Raw genomic sequence first — 16,650 nt, forward strand, 5'->3', positions numbered from 1 at the left:
GAAAGCACATGACAAGGTGTCTCATGATCCTTCTCAACACGACATTGGCAAGAATGGCGGGCGGGGCCTATGGCCTGGTCCCCGATGGCGCGATCGTTGTGAACGCGGGGAAAATCGCCTGGGTTGGGCCAAAGGGCGCCCTGCCGGCGGACCTGCGCGAAGGCGAGGAGATCGACCTCGGCGGCCGACTCGTCACGCCCGCGCTGATCGACTGTCACACCCATCTCGTCCACGGCGGCAACCGCGCCCGCGAATTCGAGCTGCGCCTCAAGGGCGCCTCATATGAAGAGATCGCTAGGGCAGGGGGCGGCATCCTCTCGACCGTCAACGCCACCCGCGAGGCGGGCGAGGAGGGGCTGCTCGCCGCCGCCCTCCCGCGCGTCGATGCGCTGATCGCCGAAGGCGTCACCACGGTCGAGATCAAGTCGGGCTATGGCCTCGACGTCGAGACCGAACTGGCCATGCTCCGCACCGCCCGCCGGATCGGCAAGCTGCGCCGCATCCGGGTTCTGACCAGCTTCCTCGGTGCTCATGCGGTGCCGCCAGACTACAAGGGCAGGGCGGGCGACTACCTCACCGAGGTCTGCCTGCCCGCCCTGCGCGCGGCGGCCGCCGAAGGGCTGGTTGACGCGGTCGACGGTTTCTGCGAGGGCATCGCCTGCTCGGTCGCCGAGATGGAACGCGTCTTCGACGAGGCCAAACGGCTGGACCTGCCGATAAAGCTCCACGCCGAACAGCTCTCCAACCTCGGCGGCGCGCGGATGGCAGCAGGGCGCGGGGCGCTCTCGGCCGACCACCTGGAATATGCCGGGGCCGCAGAAGCCGCCGCGATGGCGGCGGCGGGCACCGTGGCGGTGCTGCTGCCCGGCGCCTTCTACACCCTGCGCGAGACACAGCTGCCCCCGGTTGCTGACTTCCGCGCTGCCGGGGTGCCGATGGCGGTGGCCACCGACCTCAACCCCGGGTCCTCGCCGATGAACTCGCTGCTGCTGGCGATGAACATGGCCTGCACGCTGTTCCGCATGACCCCGGAAGAGGCGCTGGCCGGGGCGACCTGCCATGCCGCCCGCGCCCTTGGGCTGCATGACGCCGGCACCCTCGAGACCGGCAAGCGCGCCGACCTCGCGGTCTGGAACGTCGAACACCCCGCCGAACTGTCCTACCGCTTCGGCTTCAATCCACTTTTCCGTCGTTACGTCGCAGGTGCCGAATGATCGTCAATCTGGTTCCCGGGCAAACCCGCCTCAGCACCCTGCGCGCGGTCTTCGCCGGCGCCCGCGTGGCGCTCGATGCCTCGGCGCGCGCCCCGGTCGAGGCGGCAGCCGAACTGGTCGCCCGCGCGGCCGCCGGCGATACCGGCGTCTATGGCGTCAACACCGGCTTCGGCAAACTGGCCAGCGTCCGCATCCCGCCGAAGGACACCGAGACGCTGCAGCGCAACCTGATCCTCAGCCATTGCTGCGGCGTGGGCGAGGTGATGGACGTGGCGACCACCCGCCTGATGATGGCGCTCAAGCTGCTCTCGCTCGGCCGTGGTGCCAGCGGCACCCGCTGGCGCACCGTCGCCCTGATCGAGGCGATGCTGAACGCCGGGGTGATCCCGGTGATCCCGGCGCAGGGCTCGGTCGGTGCTTCGGGCGACCTCGCTCCGCTGGCGCATATGGCCGCCGTGATGATCGGCGAGGGCGAGGCCATGTTCGGCGGCAACCGCCTGCACGGCGCCGAGGCCCTGGCCCGCGCCGGGCTGGAGCCGGTGACGCTGGGGCCGAAAGAGGGCCTCGCCCTCATCAACGGCACCCAGTTCTCGACCGCCTGCGCCCTGGTCGGCCTCTGGCGCGCCTGGGACGCGCTGCAGGCGGCGGTGGTCACGGGGGCGCTCTCGACCGACGCCATCATGGGCTCGACCGCGCCACTGAACCCGGTGATCCACCAACTGCGCGGCCACAGGGGCCAGATCGCCTTTGCCGCGGCGCAATCCGCGTTGCTCGACGGCTCCGAAATCCGCGAAAGCCACCGCGAGGGCGACACCCGGGTGCAGGATCCCTACTGCATCCGCTGCCAGCCCCAGGTGATGGGCGCGGCGATGGACCTGCTGCAGACCGCCGCAGCAACCCTGGAGATCGAAGCCAACGCGGTGACCGACAACCCGCTGGTGCTGGTCGCAACCGGCGAAATCGTCTCGGGCGGCAACTTCCACGCCGAACCCGTGGCTTTCGCCGCCGACCAGATCGCCATTGCCCTGGCCGAGATCGGCGCCATCGCGCAGCGCCGCGTCGCGCTGATGGTCGACCCGACGCTGAGCCACGACCTGCCGCCCTTCCTGACGCCCGAGCCGGGGCTCAACTCGGGCTTCATGATCGCCGAGGTGACGACAGCCGCTTTGATGAGCGAAAACAAGCATCTTGCAAACCCTTGTTCAACCGACTCCACGCCGACCAGCGCCAACCAGGAAGACCACGTCAGCATGGCCGCCCATGCTGCGCGCCGGCTGCTGCGCATGGCCGACAACCTCGACGTGATCCTGGGCGTCGAGGCGCTGGCCGCGGCGCAGGGCATCGAATTCCGCGCGCCGCTCCAGACCTCGACCAGCCTGCGCGGCGTGATCGCCCGCATCCGCGAGGAGGTGCCGGTGCTGGGAAGCGACCGCTATCTCGCCCCCGATCTCGCCCGTGCCACCGCGATGGTGCGCGAGGGGAGGCTGGCGCAGGGGCTGGCGCTGCCCGAACTGGAGACCGCGCGATGACCCCCGTGGACATCGTCCGTGGCGACGGTCCCGTGGTGCTCGGGATGCCCCATACCGGCACCTGGCTGCCCCAAGAGATCCGTTCGCGCCTCAACGCCAACGGCCAACTGCTCGCCGATACCGACTGGCATATCGACAAGCTCTACGCCGGCCTACTGCCCAAGGCGACGATCGTCCGGGCGACCTTCCACCGTTACGCGATCGACGCCAACCGCGACCCTTCCGGTGCCTCGCTCTATCCCGGCCAGAACACCACCGGGCTGGTGCCGATGACCGATTTCGACGGCGAACCGCTCTGGCAGACACCCCCGGGCGAGGCCGAGATCGAGGCCCGCCGCTTGGCCTTCCACGCGCCTTACCACGCCGCGCTCACCGCCGAGATGGAGCGAGTCCGGGCGCGTCACGGCGTGGCGGTGCTCTACGACTGTCACTCGATCCGCTCGCGCATTCCCTTCCTCTTCGAAGGCCGTCTGCGCGACTTCAACATTGGCACCAACAACGCCAGCACCTGCGCCCCCGAGATCGAAGCCGCCGCTCAGGATACCTGCGCGAATGCAGAGGGTTACACCAGTATCCTCAACGGCCGATTCAAGGGCGGCTGGACCACCCGTCACTATGGCCGTCCCTCCGAGGGCTGGCACGCCATCCAGATGGAACTGGCCCAGTCCACCCACCTGTCCACCGAAACCCCGCCCTTCGCCTATGACGAGAGCAAGGCCGCGCGCCTGCGTCCCGTCCTGCAACGCGCGCTGGAACGGATCGAGACCCTTGCCCTGACCATGGGAGCCACCAGATGACCAACCCCCGCCACAACCTCCGCGACATCTACCCGGCGACCGGCCCCGAGAAGACCGCCAAGACCTGGGGCGGCGAGGCGGCGATGCGGATGCTGATGAACAACCTGCACCCGGACGTCGCCGAGAACCCGCATGAACTGGTCGTCTACGGCGGCATCGGCCGCGCCGCCCGCACCTGGAACGACTTCGACCGCATCGTCGCCGGGCTGAAGGATCTCGAAGCCGACGAGACGCTGATCGTGCAGTCCGGCAAGCCTGTCGCCATCGTCAGGACGCATACCGATGCGCCGCGCGTGCTGATCGCCAACTCGAACCTGGTGCCGCATTGGGCCACCTGGGACCATTTCAACGCCCTCGATAAGAAGGGCCTCATGATGTACGGCCAGATGACTGCCGGGTCCTGGATCTACATCGGCACCCAGGGCATCGTGCAGGGCACCTACGAGACCTTCGCCGAGGCGGGCCGCCAGCATTATGGCGGATCGCTCAAGGGCAAGTGGATCCTGACCGCCGGTCTCGGCGGCATGGGCGGGGCGCAGCCGCTCGCCGCCGTCATGGCCGGGGCCTGCTGCCTGGCCGTCGAATGCGACGAGACGCGGGCGGATTTCCGTTTGCGCACAAGGTACCTGGACGCCAAGGCTCACACGTTGGACGAGGCGCTGGCGCTGATCGCCGACTGGACGGCGAAAGGCGAGGCCAAGTCGGTCGGCCTGATCGGCAATGCCGCCGAGGTCTTCCCCGAACTGGTGGCCCGCATGAAATCCGGCGGCCCGCGCCCCGATATCGTCACCGACCAGACCAGCGCCCATGACCCGCTGCACGGCTACCTGCCCATCGGCTGGAGCGTCGCAGACTGGCGCGCCAAGCAGGAGAGCGAGCCCAAGGCCGTCGAACAGGCAGCCCGCGCCTCGATGAAGGCCCATGTCGCCGCGATGGTCGATTTCTGGAACGCCGGGGTGCCGACGCTCGACTACGGCAACAACATCCGACAGGTCGCGCTTGAGGAGGGGCTCGAGAACGCCTTTGCCTTCCCCGGCTTCGTCCCGGCCTATATCCGCCCGCTGTTCTGCAAGGGCATCGGCCCGTTCCGCTGGTGCGCGCTCTCGGGTGACCCCGAGGATATCTACAAGACCGACGCCGCGATGAAGAAGCTCTTCCCCGAGAACGCCCATCTGCACCGCTGGCTCGACATGGCGCGCGAGCGTATCGCCTTCCAGGGCCTGCCGGCACGGATCTGTTGGATCGGTCTCGGCGACCGCCACCGCGCCGGTCTGATGTTCAACGAGATGGTCGCAAGCGGCGAACTCAAGGCGCCCGTCGTCATCGGCCGCGACCACCTCGACTCCGGCTCGGTCGCCAGCCCGAACCGCGAGACCGAGGCGATGCGCGACGGCTCTGACGCGGTCAGCGACTGGCCGTTGCTGAATGCCCTGGTCAATACCGCCAGCGGCGCCACTTGGGTCTCGCTGCACCATGGCGGCGGCGTCGGCATGGGGTTCAGCCAACACGCGGGCGTGGTGATCCTCGCCGATGGCACCCCCGAGGCGACCAAGCGGCTGGAACGGGTGCTCTGGAACGACCCGGCCTCGGGTGTCTGGCGCCATGCCGACGCGGGCTATGAAACGGCGATCCAATGTGCGAAGGACCACGGGCTGCGGCTGCCGGGCATCCTCGGCAACTGATCTCGCGGGCGATCACGGCAAGCCTTGTCCTGACGCGGGGCGCAGCCTACACCTCGCGCAATGGATATGTCGTGAGGTTGATCCGATGAAGAATTCGCGCGGCTCTCTGGTCCGCCCGCACCCGCTGCCGGAAAGCGCCAGCCGGCCGGTGGTGACACCGCTGTCGCCCTCGGTGGTCTATGCCAGCGACACCCCCGACGCGCTGGATGCGCAATACGAGGGCAGGGTGCATGGCTATACCTACTCGCGCGAGGGGCACCCCAACGCCGATGTCGTCGCCGCGCGCCTGGACGGGATGGAAGGCGTCGCCGGCGGCGTTGTGACCGGCTCGGGCATGGCCGCCGTTTCGGCGGTGCTGCTGGGGTTGCTGAAGGCCGGTGACCATGTCATCGGCGGCAACCAGCTCTACGGCCGGTCGCTGCGCATGATGAAGGAAGACCTGCCACGCCTCGATATCGCCACCTCGCTGGCCGATCCGGGTGACGTCAAGGCGGTCGAGGCGGCGATCCGCCCCGAAACCAAGCTGATCCTGGTCGAGGCGGTCTCCAACCCGACGCTGCGGGTCGCGGATATCGACGGCCTGGCGAAACTCGCCAAGGACCGCGGCATCCTGCTCGCGGTCGACAATACCTTTACCACGCCGCGCGCCTTCCGGCCCTTCGAGCATGGCGCCGATATTGTCATCCATTCGATCACCAAGCTGCTCGCCGGCCACTCCGACGTGATGCTGGGCTGGGTCGCGGCAAAGGATCCGGCGCTGGCGCAGCGGCTGCGCGTCTTCTCGGTGACCGCCGGCCTGACAGCCAGCCCCTTCGACTGCTGGCTGGCCGAGCGCGGGATGCTCACCTTCGACCTGCGCTTCGAGCGCGCGCAGGCGACCGCCGCGGCGCTGGCCGATCACCTCGCCACGTTGCCGGGCGTCAAGCGCGTGATCTACCCGATGCGCGCCGATCACCCCGACCATACCCGCGCCGCAGCGCTGCTGCAGGGGCAGGGGTGCAACATGGTCAGCTTCGAGCTGAAGGGCGGGCGCGAGGCCGCCAATGCCTTTACCCGCGCCGCCGAGGGGCTGAGCTTTGCCCCGACGCTGGGCGACGTCGGCACCACGCTCTCGCATCCGGCCTCCTCCTCGCACCGGGCGCTGACCCCCGAGGAACGCGCCGCGCTGGGGCTGTCCGAGGGCTTCTTCCGCGTCTCGGTTGGCCTGGAAGAGCCCAAGGCCCTGCTGGCGATCTTCGCCGAGGCGGTGGCCGCCGCCGTGCCGGGGGCCTGAGGCCATGGCGGATTTCGCGGGCGACCTGCTCGAGGCGCTGCCGGTCCCGGCCTTGCTGATCGGCCGGGACGCCCGCATTTCCGCCGCGAACAGCGCCGCCCGGGCGCTGCTGGGCCAGCAGATCACCGGCCGTCACCACGACGCGATCCTGCGCCAGCCTGAAATGGCCCGCACCATCGCCGCCGGAATGGCCGACGGCCAGCCGCGCCAGATCCGCGTGACCCGCACCGAAGGCGCGCAGACAACCCTCTGGGAAGTCTCGGTGCGCCCCGCCGGTTCGGCCGGCGCGCTGCTGGTGACGCTGGTTGATGCGACGCCGCTGGAACAGGCCTCGCAGATGCGCCGCGATTTCGTCGCCAACGTCAGCCACGAGTTGCGCACCCCGCTGACCGCGCTGCTCGGCTTCATCGAAACCCTGCGCGGCGCCGCCGCCCGCGATCCGGCGGCGCGCGAACGCTTTCTCGGGATCATGGCGAACGAGGCCAACCGCATGAACCGCCTGGTCGGCGACCTGCTGTCGCTGAGCCGGGTCGAGTCGCAGGAACGCATCCGCCCCAAGGATCCCGTCGACCTCGGTGCGCTGCTTACCGACGTCCTCAAGGCGCTGAAACCGCTGGCCGACGATTCCAAGGTGCGCTTCGACTTCCAGCCGCCCGAACAGGGCGTCACCATTCCCGGCGATGCCGACCAGCTGCGCCAGGTCTTCACCAACCTGATCGAGAACGCGATCAAATACGGCGGCTCCGGCGGGGTGGTGACCGTCACGCTCGCCGGCGGCGACGAGGCGCGCGTGGTGGTCTCCGACAACGGCCCCGGCATCGACCCGGTGCACCTGCCACGCCTCACCGAACGCTTCTACCGCGCCGATACCCACCGCAGCCGGATGCTCGGCGGCACCGGCCTCGGCCTTGCCATCGTCAAACATATCGTGAACCGCCATCGCGGCCGCCTGAAGGTTGCCAGCGAACCGGGGCAGGGCGCGGCCTTCACCGTCGTGCTGCCCTTCGCCTAGCGCGGCAGCGGGTCTTCCGGCTCGGCCTGTTCCGCCAGCCAGTCGCGGAACGCCACCAGCGAGGGGCTCCGTGCGCGCCCCTGCGGCCAGACCAGCCAATAGGCCCCGCGCGCCTCGATCGCCGGACCGCAAAGCGCCACCAGCTTGCCGGTGGCCAGCTCTTCTTCCACCAGGTAGTCGGGCATAAGCGCGACCCCGAGCCCATGCAGGGCCGCCTGCGTGATGGTTGAAAATTGGTCATACATGGTGCCAGGCAACGCCCGCGCCGGCTGCACGCCCTTGGCCGCGAACCAATCGGCCCAGGCCCTTGGCCGCGTCTGGATGTGCAACAGCGGCAGCTTAAGCAGCGCGGCCGGATCGTCCAAGACTTCGCCCTCGATCAGCGAAGGTGCCGCCACCGGGATCACGGCCTCGTGCTTGAGCAGCATCCGGTCGGTTCCCGGCCAGTCTCCGGTTCCGAAATGCAGTGCTGCATCAAAGGGTTCAGAAGAAAAGTTGAACGTTGTCAGCCGGGTCGACATGTTCAGCGTGACGCTCGGGTTGAGCCGCGCGAACTGGGGCAGGCGGGGCATCAGCCAGCGCATCCCGAAGGTCGGCAGGATCGCCAGGTTCAGCGTCCCGCCCATCGGCGCGACCTGCAACCGCAACGAGGCATTGGCGATCTGCAACAGCGCCGCGCGCACCTCGGCCACGTAATCCTGTGCCTCGGCGGTCAATGTCAGCCGCTTCTGGCTGCGCTCCACCAACTCCAGACCCATCTGCCGTTCCAGCGTCTGGATCTGCCGGCTGACCGCGCTTTGCGTCAGCGAAAGCTCCTCGGCCACCGCCGAGGCGCTGCCCAGCCGGTCGAGCGCCTCAAGCGCGCGGAGCGAAGAAATCGAGGGCAAGAGACGGCGCGGCGCAAGCATGTATGCCACTAACTCATATATGCTTGCAAAAGTCTCGCTGTTTTTTCGCCGCCGCCGCGCATAGACTGCCCGCAACTCGAACAGGAGGAGCACGAGATGAACGCCCCCAGCAACCCGAAACCCGCTCTCAAGGCCAAGGATGCGCCCGATCTGGGCAAATTCGACTGGTCCGACGCCCTGCGGCTCGACGATCAGCTGACCGAGGACGAACGCATGATCGCCGCTTCGGCGCGCGCCTACGCCCAGGAAAAACTCATGCCGCGCGTCGGCAAAGCCTTCGCCGAAGAGGGCGTCGAGCCCGAGATCTTCCGCGAGATGGGCGAGATGGGCCTGCTGGGCGTCACCGTGCCCGAGCAATATGGCGGCATCGGCGCCGGCTATGTCAGCTATGGACTCGTGGCGCGCGAAGTCGAACGCGTCGACTCCGGCTACCGCTCGATGATGTCGGTGCAGTCCAGCCTGGTGATGTATCCGATCTATGCCTATGGTTCGGAAGAGCAGCGGATGAAATATCTGCCCAAGCTCGCCAGCGGCGAATTCATCGGCTGCTTCGGTCTGACCGAACCCGACGCCGGTTCCGACCCGGCCGGCATGAAGACCCGCGCGGTGAAAACCGCCGACGGCTACAAGATCACCGGCTCCAAGATGTGGATCTCGAACGCGCCCATCGCCGATGTCTTCGTGATCTGGGCCAAGTCCGAGGCGCATGGCGGCAAGATCCGCGGCTTCGTACTGGAAAAGGGCATGAAGGGCCTGAGCGCGCCGAAGATCCAGAACAAGATGTCGCTGCGGGCCTCGGTCACCGGCGAAGTCGTGATGGACGGCGTGGAAGTCGGCGAGGACGCGCTGCTGCCGCATGTCGAAGGCCTCAAGGGTCCGTTCGGCTGCCTCAACCGCGCACGCTATGGCATCAGCTGGGGCGCGATGGGAGCGGCCGAGGCCTGCTGGCACGCCGCGCGGCAATACGGCCTCGACCGCAAACAGTTCAACCGGCCGCTGGCGCAGACCCAGCTGTTCCAGAAGAAACTCGCCGACATGATGACCGAGATCTCGCTAGGCCTGCAGGCCAGCCTGCGTGTCGGTCGCCTGATGGACGAGGCGCAGGCCGCGCCCGAGATGATCTCGATCGTCAAGCGCAACAACTGCGGCAAGGCGCTCGACATCGCGCGGATGGCGCGCGACATGCACGGCGGCAACGGCATCAGCCTCGAATTCCAGGTGATCCGCCACATGATGAACCTCGAGACGGTGAACACCTACGAAGGGACTCATGACGTCCACGCACTGATCCTGGGCCGCGCCCAGACCGGTCTGCAGGCGTTTTTCTAAGCAAATCCGGGCGGTTCCTCCATATGGGGGAGCCGCTTTTAGCGACATTCATTTATCTCATAATCAGTATTATGTTAAACTCCGATATGCGGAATAATATTCCGACAAGCATTGGCAGCCCCTGAAATCCATTCTAACATTTTCCCGACGAGAGAGTCGCGGCACTGTACCGCACATCCGAGGGAGGAAAACGGATGTCTTCAGGGTTTGACCCGCACTGCGGGTTGGGTTTGGGTATTGCCTGATGACGGCAATGACCCTGGACGAAGCGGTCGCGCGTATCACGACGACGAACCCGATCTTCGCGGTCACCACTGCCGACATCCGCGGACAAAGCTACAAGGTCTTCGCCAACATCCCCGCGACCACGCGCGAGCTGCTGCAGCAGTCTGCCGCGGCCCAGAACGCACATGGTGGCGACTACCTGGTATTCCACGGCGAGCGCTGGAACTACGAGGAATTCTGCCGCGATATCCGCCAGATGGCCAACGCGCTGAGCCGCATGGGCATGGTCAAGGGCCAGCCCGTGGCCATCGCGATGCGCAACTGTCCCGAGCTGCTCATCCTTTTCATGGCGATCACCGCCGCCGGTGGCGTCGCGGTCTTCCTGAACAGCTGGTGGACCACCGAGGAACTCGACTACGCGCTGCGCGACAGCGCCGCGAAACTGGTCTTTGCCGACGGCGAACGCGTGAGACGCATCGCGCCGCTGACCGAGGCGCTTGACCTGACGCTGATCGGCACGCGCGACGGCGAAGACCTTGCGGTGCGCCGTTTCTCGCAGGTCAAGGCATTGGGATATCACCTTAACTGGCCATCGCAAGATGTTGAAACTGATGATGATATGGCCATCATGTATTCCTCGGGCACCACGGGTCATCCCAAGGGCGTGGTGCTCACCCATCGTGGCGCGATGAACGCGGTATTCACTTGGCTGATGCAAGGCGAGATCGCGATTCTGACCACACCGCCGCCTGTGGACGCACCCCCTGCCCCCAGGCCCTCCTATCTCATCGTCACGCCGCTCTTCCACGTTACCGCCTCGCACCCGATGTTCCTGCTGAGCATTCCCGCCGGCGGCAAGCTGACGGTCATGGACAAGTGGAACGCCGACCTGGCGGTCGAACTGATCGACCGCGAGCAGGTCACGCGCTTTGTCGGCGTTCCGACGCAATCCGCCGACCTGCTGAGCGCCGCCGAACGCGCCGGATCCAGCTTGAAGTCGCTGAGCTTCCTCGGCGCCGGCGGCGCCAAACGCCCGGCGGCGCAGGTCGAGGGCCTCGCCCGCGCCTTCCCGCAGGCGCAGGTCGCCACCGGCTGGGGCATGACCGAGACCAACGCCAACGGCATCGGCTTCGCCGGCCCCGATTACATTGCCCATCCCGGCGCCTGCGGTCGGCTTTATCCGCCGATTCAGGAGCTCCGTTTCCTCGGTGACGACGGCCAGGATGTCGCCACCGGAGAAGTTGGTGAAATTACAGTAAGAAGCCCCTGCAACATGCGCTGCTACCTCAATAAACCTGAGGCGACGGCCGAAGCGATGCAGGACGGTTGGCTGCGCACCGGCGACATGGGCCGGATCGACGCCGACGGGATCGTCACCATCGTCGACCGCAAGAAGAACATCATCATTCGCGGCGGCGAGAATATCGCCTGCCTCGACGTCGAAGGCGCGCTGCACCGCCATGTCGCGGTGGCCGAGGCCTGCGCCTTTGCCATCCCCGACGACCGCTTGGGCGAGGTGGTCGGCGCCGCCGTCATGCTCGCGCCCGGCGCCGCGACCACCGAGGCCGAGCTGCGCGCCTTTCTCGAAGCCCATATCGCCCGTTTCAAGGTGCCCGAGCGGATCTGGCTGCAAACCGCGCCCCTGCCCCGTGGCACCACCGACAAACTCGACCGGCGCGGCATCCGCGCCACCTGCCTGGACTTGATGAAGGAGAAGACATGACCGCCCCGACCGTGGAGGAAACCGCCAATTACATCGCAGAAGCCGGCAAGGCCGCCTGGGAGGTTCCCGGCCTCGACGCCTCGACCCCGCGCCGCGAGATCAGGACCATCGGCATCATCGGCGCCGGCACCATGGGCGGCGGCATCTCGATGAATTTCGCCACCGCCGGCTTTCCGGTGACCATCGTCGAGACCAAGGCCGAGGCGCTGGAACGCGGCCTCAGCATCGTACGGCAGAATTACCAGAACAGCGCCGACAAGGGCCGCTTTCCGCAGGAAGAGGTCGAGGCCCGAATGGCCCGCTACACCGGCAAGCTCGCGCTGTCTGATCTGGCTCAATGCGACCTGGTGATCGAGGCAGTATTCGAGGACATGGGCCTCAAGAAGCAGATCTTCACCGAGCTTGACCGCGTCATGAAACCCGGCGCGATCTTGGCGACGAACACCTCGGCGCTGGACATCGACGAAATCGCCAGCATGACCAAGCGGCCGCAGTATGTCATCGGGCTGCACTTCTTCTCGCCTGCCAACGTCATGAAATTGCTGGAAATCGTCCGCGCCCGCGAAACCGCCGACGACGTGGTCGCAAGCTGCATGGATCTCGCCCGCAAGATCAACAAGATTGCCGTTCTGGTCGGCGTCTGCCCCGGCTTCGTCGGCAACCGCATCCTGTTTGCGCGCCAGAAGCAGGCCAACAAGCTCGTCTACAAGGGGGTCATGCCCTGGGATGTCGACGCCGCGCTCAACACCTTCGGCTTCAAGATGGGCCCGTTCCAGATGTCCGACCTCGCCGGCCTGGATATCGGCTGGTCCAAGGGCGCCAAAACCGAGAACCCCATCCGCGACGCCCTCTGCGAGATCGACCGCCGCGGCCAGAAGACCCGCGCGGGCTACTACGACTACGACGAGACCCGCCGCCCGATCCCCTCGGATGTCACCGCGAAGATCATCGCCGACATCACCGGCGCCGAACCGCGCAGCATGTCGCCCGACGAGATCACCGAGTTCTGCATCTACCCGATGATCAACGAGGCGCTGAAGATCCTCGAAGAGAACAAGGCGCAGCGCCCCTCCGATATCGATGTGGTCTGGCTCAACGGCTATGGCTGGCCCGCCGACAAGGGCGGCCCGATGTGGTATGCCGACACCGTGGGCGCCCCTGCGATCCTCGCCCGGATGGAGGCCCTGGCCGCCGAAGACCCCGAGTTCGCGCCGGCGGAACTGCTCAAGGATCTCGCCGCAACTGGCGGAAAGTTCACGGAAATCGACACCGGTGGCTTGAAGACGAAAGGATAAGGCATGGCTTACGAATTCATCAAGACAGAGACCCGCGGCCATATCCTGGTGGTCACCATGAACCGGCCCGAGGTCTACAACGCCGTGCACCTGCCGATGCACGAGGAGATGGCCGCCTGCTGGGATGCCTTCGCCGCGGACGAGACCCTCTGGGTCGCGGTGCTGACCGGCGCGGGCGACAAGGCCTTCACCGCCGGCAACGACCTCAAGGCCACCGCCACCGGCGGCATCAAGAAGGGCCTGCCGCCCAGCGGTTTCGCGGGCCTCTCGTCGCGCTTCGATCTCGAAAAGCCGATCATCGCCGCCGTCAACGGCTTTGCCATGGGCGGCGGTTTCGAGACGGCGCTCAGCTGCGACATCATCCTGGCATCGGATCAGGCGAAATTCGCCCTGCCCGAGGTCAAGGTCGGCTTCTTCGCCTCTGCCTCGGGCGTGCAGCGGCTCAGCCGCTACATCGGCCGCCTCGCCGCGCAGGAGATGATGATCACCGGCCGCACCATCCTCGCCGACGAGGCGCTGCGCCTCGGCTGTGTGAACGAGGTGGTGCCCCATGCCGAGCTGATGACCCGCGCCATGGCCCTGGCCGAGCAGATCTGCACCGTCTCGCCCTCCTCGGTGAAGGCGACCAAGCGGATCCTGAACAGCATGGCGGTGGCCGACGGCCTGCCCGAGAGCCTCCAGTACAGCCGCGAGGTGCAGGCCGACCTGGCCCAGACAGAAGACTTCAAGGAAGGCGTCCAGGCCTTTGTTGAGAAACGCAAACCCGAATGGAAGAACCGTTGAAAGGAAGACGCTGAGATGTCGATGGCGAAACACCCCCCCGAACTGAACGATCTCAGGATGTCCGAAAAGGCCCGGCCCCTGCTGGATGCCGTGGTCAAGCACATCACCGAGAATGTCGATCCGATCACCGAGGAATATTACCGCCTGGGCGAAGGCCGGGCTGACCGCTGGTCGCACGCGCCGGGCCAGCTCGAACTGCTGCAGACCGCCAAGGACAAGGCCCGCGCCAATGGCCTGTGGAACTTCTTCCTGCCCAACGCCGAAACCGGCGAGGGGTTGTCGAACCTCGACTACGCCTATATCGCAGCCGAGCTGGGCAAGAACCCGCTGGCCTCCGAGACGCTGAACTGCTCGGCGCCCGACACCGGCAACATGGAAGTGCTCGAACGTGTCGGCACCCCCGAGCAGAAAGAGAAGTGGCTCAAGCCCCTGCTGAACGGCGAGATCCGCTCCGCCTACGCCATGACCGAGCCGAACGTCGCCTCGTCGGATGCCAAGAACATCTCGACCTCGGCGGTGCTCGAAGGCGACGAATGGGTGATCAATGGCGAGAAGTTCTACATCTCCGGCGCCGGAGATCCGCGCTGCAAGATCATGATCACAATGGTGAAAACCTCACCCGAGGCAGAAACCTTCAAGCAGCAGAGCCAGATCCTCGTGCCGATCGATGCCGAGGGTGTGAAGATCCTCGGCCCGATGCGCGTCTTCGGCCATGACGACGCGCCGCACGGCCACATGCACATCAAGTTCGACAACGTGCGCGTGCCCAAGGAGAACATCCTGCTGGGCGAAGGCCGTGGCTTCGAGATCAGCCAGTTGCGCCTCGGGCCGGGCCGCATCCACCACTGCATGAGGTCCATCGGGGCCGCCGACAAGGCTCTCGACATGCTGATCGACCGCGCCATCAGCCGCAAGGCCTTCGGCAAGCGCATCGTCGACCTCGGCAAGAACATGGAGACGATCAGCCGCGCGCGCATCGACATCGAGGCGATGCGGATGATGGTCCTCAAGGCCGCCCGCGCGATGGATGTGCTGGGCAACAAGGAGGCCCGCATCTGGGTCTCGGCGATCAAGGCGATGGTGCCCGAGCGGGCCGCGCAGATCATCGACCAGGCGATGCAGGTGCATGGCGCTGCCGGCCTGTCGCAATGGTTCCCGCTGGCCGAGATGTATGTCGGCCAGCGAACCCTGCGCTTCGCCGACGGTCCCGACGAGGTGCACCACAACGTGGTCGCCCGCGCCGAGGTCAAGTCCTACGAGGACTCCAACGACCGCAAGTCGCGGGTCCGCACATCGACCGGCGGCCGCATGTTCGAGGGGCCGTGATGAGCAAGCTGTTCGACCTGACGGGACGCGTCGCGCTGTTGACCGGCGCGTCCAAGGGCATGGGCCTGGCAATGGCGACAGCCCTCGCCAGCCACGGCGCCAAGGTGGTGATCTCCGCCCGCAAGCAGGACCAGCTCGACCTGGCGGCGGCGGCGATCAACGACGAGGTCGGGGCCGAACTGGCCACCGGCATCGCCTGCAATGTCGGCTACAAGGACCAGCTCGAGGCGCTTGTCGCCAAGACCCGCGCCGACATTGGCCCCATCGACATCGTGGTCGGCAATGCCGGGGTTAACCCCTATTACGGCAAGACCTCGCAGATCCCCGATGACGCCTACGAGAAGACCATGAAGGCCAACGTCCAGGCCAACCTCTGGCTCGCGCAGTTTGCCGTGCCGGACATGGTCGCCAAGGGCAACGGCTCGATGTTGTTCACCTCCTCCATAGGCGCGTTCAAGCCATCCGAGATGCTCGGCACATACGGCATGTCGAAGCTGGCGCTGATCGGGCTGGTGCGCAACCTCGCGGCCGAGTTCGGCCCGTCGGGCGTGCGCTTCAACGCGATTTGCCCGGGGCTCATCAAGACCGACTTCGCGCGGGAACTCTGGGACAACCCCGAGGTCGAGACCCGCATCAAGAAGGACATCCCGATGCGCCGCCTGGGCGAGCCGGACGACTTCGCCGGCATCGCGGTCTACCTGGCCTCGGACGCCAGCCGTTACATGACCGGCCAGGCGCTGACCGTCTGCGGCGGCTCGAACATGTGGACCTGAGGAGAGCGGCATGGAACTCAAGGACAAGATCATCGTCGTGACCGGTGCCGCCAGCGGCATCGGCAAGGCGATGGCGGTACGCTTCGCCGCCGAGGGCGCCCGCAAGGTGGTCTGCGCCGACATGAACCTCGCCGGGGCCGAGGCGACGGCGCGTTCCATCGGTGGCGTCGCCGCCGAGGTCAACGTGGCGCGCGAGAGCGAGATCACCGGCCTGATCGACTGGGTCGAATCCGAACTCGGCCCGATCGACCTCTTCTGCTCCAACGCCGGCATCCTGACGCTCGGCGGGATGGAGGTCGAGAACGGCGACTGGCAGCGAATCTGGGAGGTCAACGTGATGTCCCACGTCTGGGCCGCCCGCCACCTGATCCCGCGCATGATCGCCCGGGGCGGCGGCTATCTGCTGAACACCGCCTCGGCGGCGGGCCTGCTGAACCAGGTCGGCTCGGCGCCCTATGGCGTGACCAAGCACGCCGCCGTCGGGCTGGCCGAATGGCTGGCGATGACCCACGGCGACGACGGCATCAAGGTCTCGGTGCTCTGCCCGCAGGCGGTGCGTTCCGAGATGACGCGCGGCCACGAGGACGGGGTTGCCTCGATCAACGGGATGCTCGAACCCGAGTCCGTGGCCGAGGCCTGCGTGCAGACCATCCGCGCCGAGACCTTTCTCGTACTGCCCCACCCCGAGGTGCTCGGCTACATGAAGAACAAGGCCGAGAACTACGACAAGTGGATCGGCGGGATGCGGAAGCTCAACCGCGTCTTCGGCAAGCAATGACCG

General features: G+C 66.8%; 14 protein-coding genes. 13 read left to right on the forward strand and 1 reads right to left on the reverse strand.

What is annotated here, in order from left to right:
* Positions 1-23: 23 nt before the first annotated feature.
* From hutI to IE266_RS16110, 6 genes are all read left to right on the forward strand, one after another.
* A complete protein-coding gene (gene hutI / locus IE266_RS16085) occupies positions 24-1,214 on the forward strand; it encodes an imidazolonepropionase (protein ID WP_229864186.1) in 1,191 nt (396 codons plus the stop codon).
* On the forward strand, positions 1,211-2,743 hold the full coding sequence (hutH, locus tag IE266_RS16090) for a histidine ammonia-lyase (RefSeq protein WP_189681134.1): 1,533 nt from the start codon (positions 1,211-1,213) through the stop codon (positions 2,741-2,743). The genes hutI and hutH overlap by 4 nt, the downstream gene beginning before the upstream one ends.
* Complete coding sequence (gene hutG / locus IE266_RS16095) at positions 2,740-3,540, forward strand: N-formylglutamate deformylase (protein ID WP_189681135.1); 801 nt, start codon at positions 2,740-2,742, stop codon at positions 3,538-3,540. The genes hutH and hutG overlap by 4 nt, the downstream gene beginning before the upstream one ends.
* Positions 3,537-5,222, forward strand: a complete 1,686-nt coding sequence (hutU, locus tag IE266_RS16100) for a urocanate hydratase (RefSeq protein ID WP_189681136.1) — start codon at positions 3,537-3,539, stop codon at positions 5,220-5,222. Before hutG ends, hutU begins: the two co-directional genes overlap by 4 nt.
* Positions 5,223-5,307: 85 nt before the next feature.
* Positions 5,308-6,495: a trans-sulfuration enzyme family protein gene (locus IE266_RS16105; RefSeq protein ID WP_189681137.1), complete on the forward strand. Its 1,188-nt coding sequence runs from the start codon at positions 5,308-5,310 to the stop codon at positions 6,493-6,495.
* Between the two features lie 4 nt (positions 6,496-6,499).
* Positions 6,500-7,507, forward strand: a complete 1,008-nt coding sequence (locus IE266_RS16110; RefSeq protein ID WP_189681138.1) for an ATP-binding protein — start codon at positions 6,500-6,502, stop codon at positions 7,505-7,507.
* Here the strand turns inward: IE266_RS16110 and IE266_RS16115 are convergent.
* Positions 7,504-8,415: a LysR family transcriptional regulator gene (locus tag IE266_RS16115; RefSeq protein WP_189681139.1), complete on the reverse strand. Its 912-nt coding sequence runs from the start codon at positions 8,413-8,415 to the stop codon at positions 7,504-7,506. The genes IE266_RS16110 and IE266_RS16115 overlap by 4 nt on opposite strands.
* Positions 8,416-8,511: 96 nt before the next feature.
* Between IE266_RS16115 and IE266_RS16120 the strand changes: the two genes are divergently transcribed.
* From IE266_RS16120 to IE266_RS16150, 7 genes are all read left to right on the forward strand, one after another.
* A complete protein-coding gene (locus IE266_RS16120) occupies positions 8,512-9,744 on the forward strand; it encodes an acyl-CoA dehydrogenase (protein WP_189681140.1) in 1,233 nt (410 codons plus the stop codon).
* 244 nt (positions 9,745-9,988) lie between these two features.
* Entirely contained in the window at positions 9,989-11,692 is a 1,704-nt protein-coding gene (locus IE266_RS16125) for a class I adenylate-forming enzyme family protein (RefSeq protein WP_189681141.1), read from the forward strand.
* Positions 11,689-12,987, forward strand: a complete 1,299-nt coding sequence (locus IE266_RS16130) for a 3-hydroxyacyl-CoA dehydrogenase (RefSeq protein WP_189681142.1) — start codon at positions 11,689-11,691, stop codon at positions 12,985-12,987. The genes IE266_RS16125 and IE266_RS16130 overlap by 4 nt, the downstream gene beginning before the upstream one ends.
* Positions 12,988-12,990: 3 nt before the next feature.
* Positions 12,991-13,770: an enoyl-CoA hydratase-related protein gene (locus tag IE266_RS16135; RefSeq protein ID WP_189681143.1), complete on the forward strand. Its 780-nt coding sequence runs from the start codon at positions 12,991-12,993 to the stop codon at positions 13,768-13,770.
* Between the two features lie 21 nt (positions 13,771-13,791).
* Positions 13,792-15,096 carry an acyl-CoA dehydrogenase family protein gene (locus IE266_RS16140; protein ID WP_229864188.1) on the forward strand — a complete coding sequence of 435 codons (1,305 nt, stop codon included), beginning with the start codon at positions 13,792-13,794 and terminating at the stop codon, positions 15,094-15,096.
* Positions 15,096-15,869, forward strand: a complete 774-nt coding sequence (locus tag IE266_RS16145; protein WP_189681144.1) for an SDR family NAD(P)-dependent oxidoreductase — start codon at positions 15,096-15,098, stop codon at positions 15,867-15,869. Before IE266_RS16140 ends, IE266_RS16145 begins: the two co-directional genes overlap by 1 nt.
* Before the next feature lie 10 nt (positions 15,870-15,879).
* Positions 15,880-16,647, forward strand: coding sequence for an SDR family oxidoreductase (locus IE266_RS16150; RefSeq protein ID WP_189681145.1), 768 nt, complete (start codon positions 15,880-15,882; stop codon positions 16,645-16,647).
* Positions 16,648-16,650 lie beyond the last annotated feature (3 nt).

It is taken from the genome of Seohaeicola zhoushanensis (genome assembly GCF_014656415.1).
GTDB classification, from domain to species: Bacteria; Pseudomonadota; Alphaproteobacteria; order Rhodobacterales; family Rhodobacteraceae; genus Seohaeicola_A; species Seohaeicola_A zhoushanensis.

Coding starts and splice junctions, on each gene's coding strand:
- hutI (WP_229864186.1), top strand. CDS start 24: ATGATCCTTCTCAACACGACATTGGCAAGAATGGCGGGCGGGGCCTAT.
- hutH (WP_189681134.1), top strand. CDS start 1,211: ATGATCGTCAATCTGGTTCCCGGGCAAACCCGCCTCAGCACCCTGCGC.
- hutG (WP_189681135.1), top strand. CDS start 2,740: ATGACCCCCGTGGACATCGTCCGTGGCGACGGTCCCGTGGTGCTCGGG.
- hutU (WP_189681136.1), top strand. CDS start 3,537: ATGACCAACCCCCGCCACAACCTCCGCGACATCTACCCGGCGACCGGC.
- IE266_RS16105 (WP_189681137.1), top strand. CDS start 5,308: ATGAAGAATTCGCGCGGCTCTCTGGTCCGCCCGCACCCGCTGCCGGAA.
- IE266_RS16110 (WP_189681138.1), top strand. CDS start 6,500: ATGGCGGATTTCGCGGGCGACCTGCTCGAGGCGCTGCCGGTCCCGGCC.
- IE266_RS16115 (WP_189681139.1), bottom strand. CDS start 8,415: ATGCTTGCGCCGCGCCGTCTCTTGCCCTCGATTTCTTCGCTCCGCGCG.
- IE266_RS16120 (WP_189681140.1), top strand. CDS start 8,512: ATGAACGCCCCCAGCAACCCGAAACCCGCTCTCAAGGCCAAGGATGCG.
- IE266_RS16125 (WP_189681141.1), top strand. CDS start 9,989: ATGACGGCAATGACCCTGGACGAAGCGGTCGCGCGTATCACGACGACG.
- IE266_RS16130 (WP_189681142.1), top strand. CDS start 11,689: ATGACCGCCCCGACCGTGGAGGAAACCGCCAATTACATCGCAGAAGCC.
- IE266_RS16135 (WP_189681143.1), top strand. CDS start 12,991: ATGGCTTACGAATTCATCAAGACAGAGACCCGCGGCCATATCCTGGTG.
- IE266_RS16140 (WP_229864188.1), top strand. CDS start 13,792: ATGGCGAAACACCCCCCCGAACTGAACGATCTCAGGATGTCCGAAAAG.
- IE266_RS16145 (WP_189681144.1), top strand. CDS start 15,096: ATGAGCAAGCTGTTCGACCTGACGGGACGCGTCGCGCTGTTGACCGGC.
- IE266_RS16150 (WP_189681145.1), top strand. CDS start 15,880: ATGGAACTCAAGGACAAGATCATCGTCGTGACCGGTGCCGCCAGCGGC.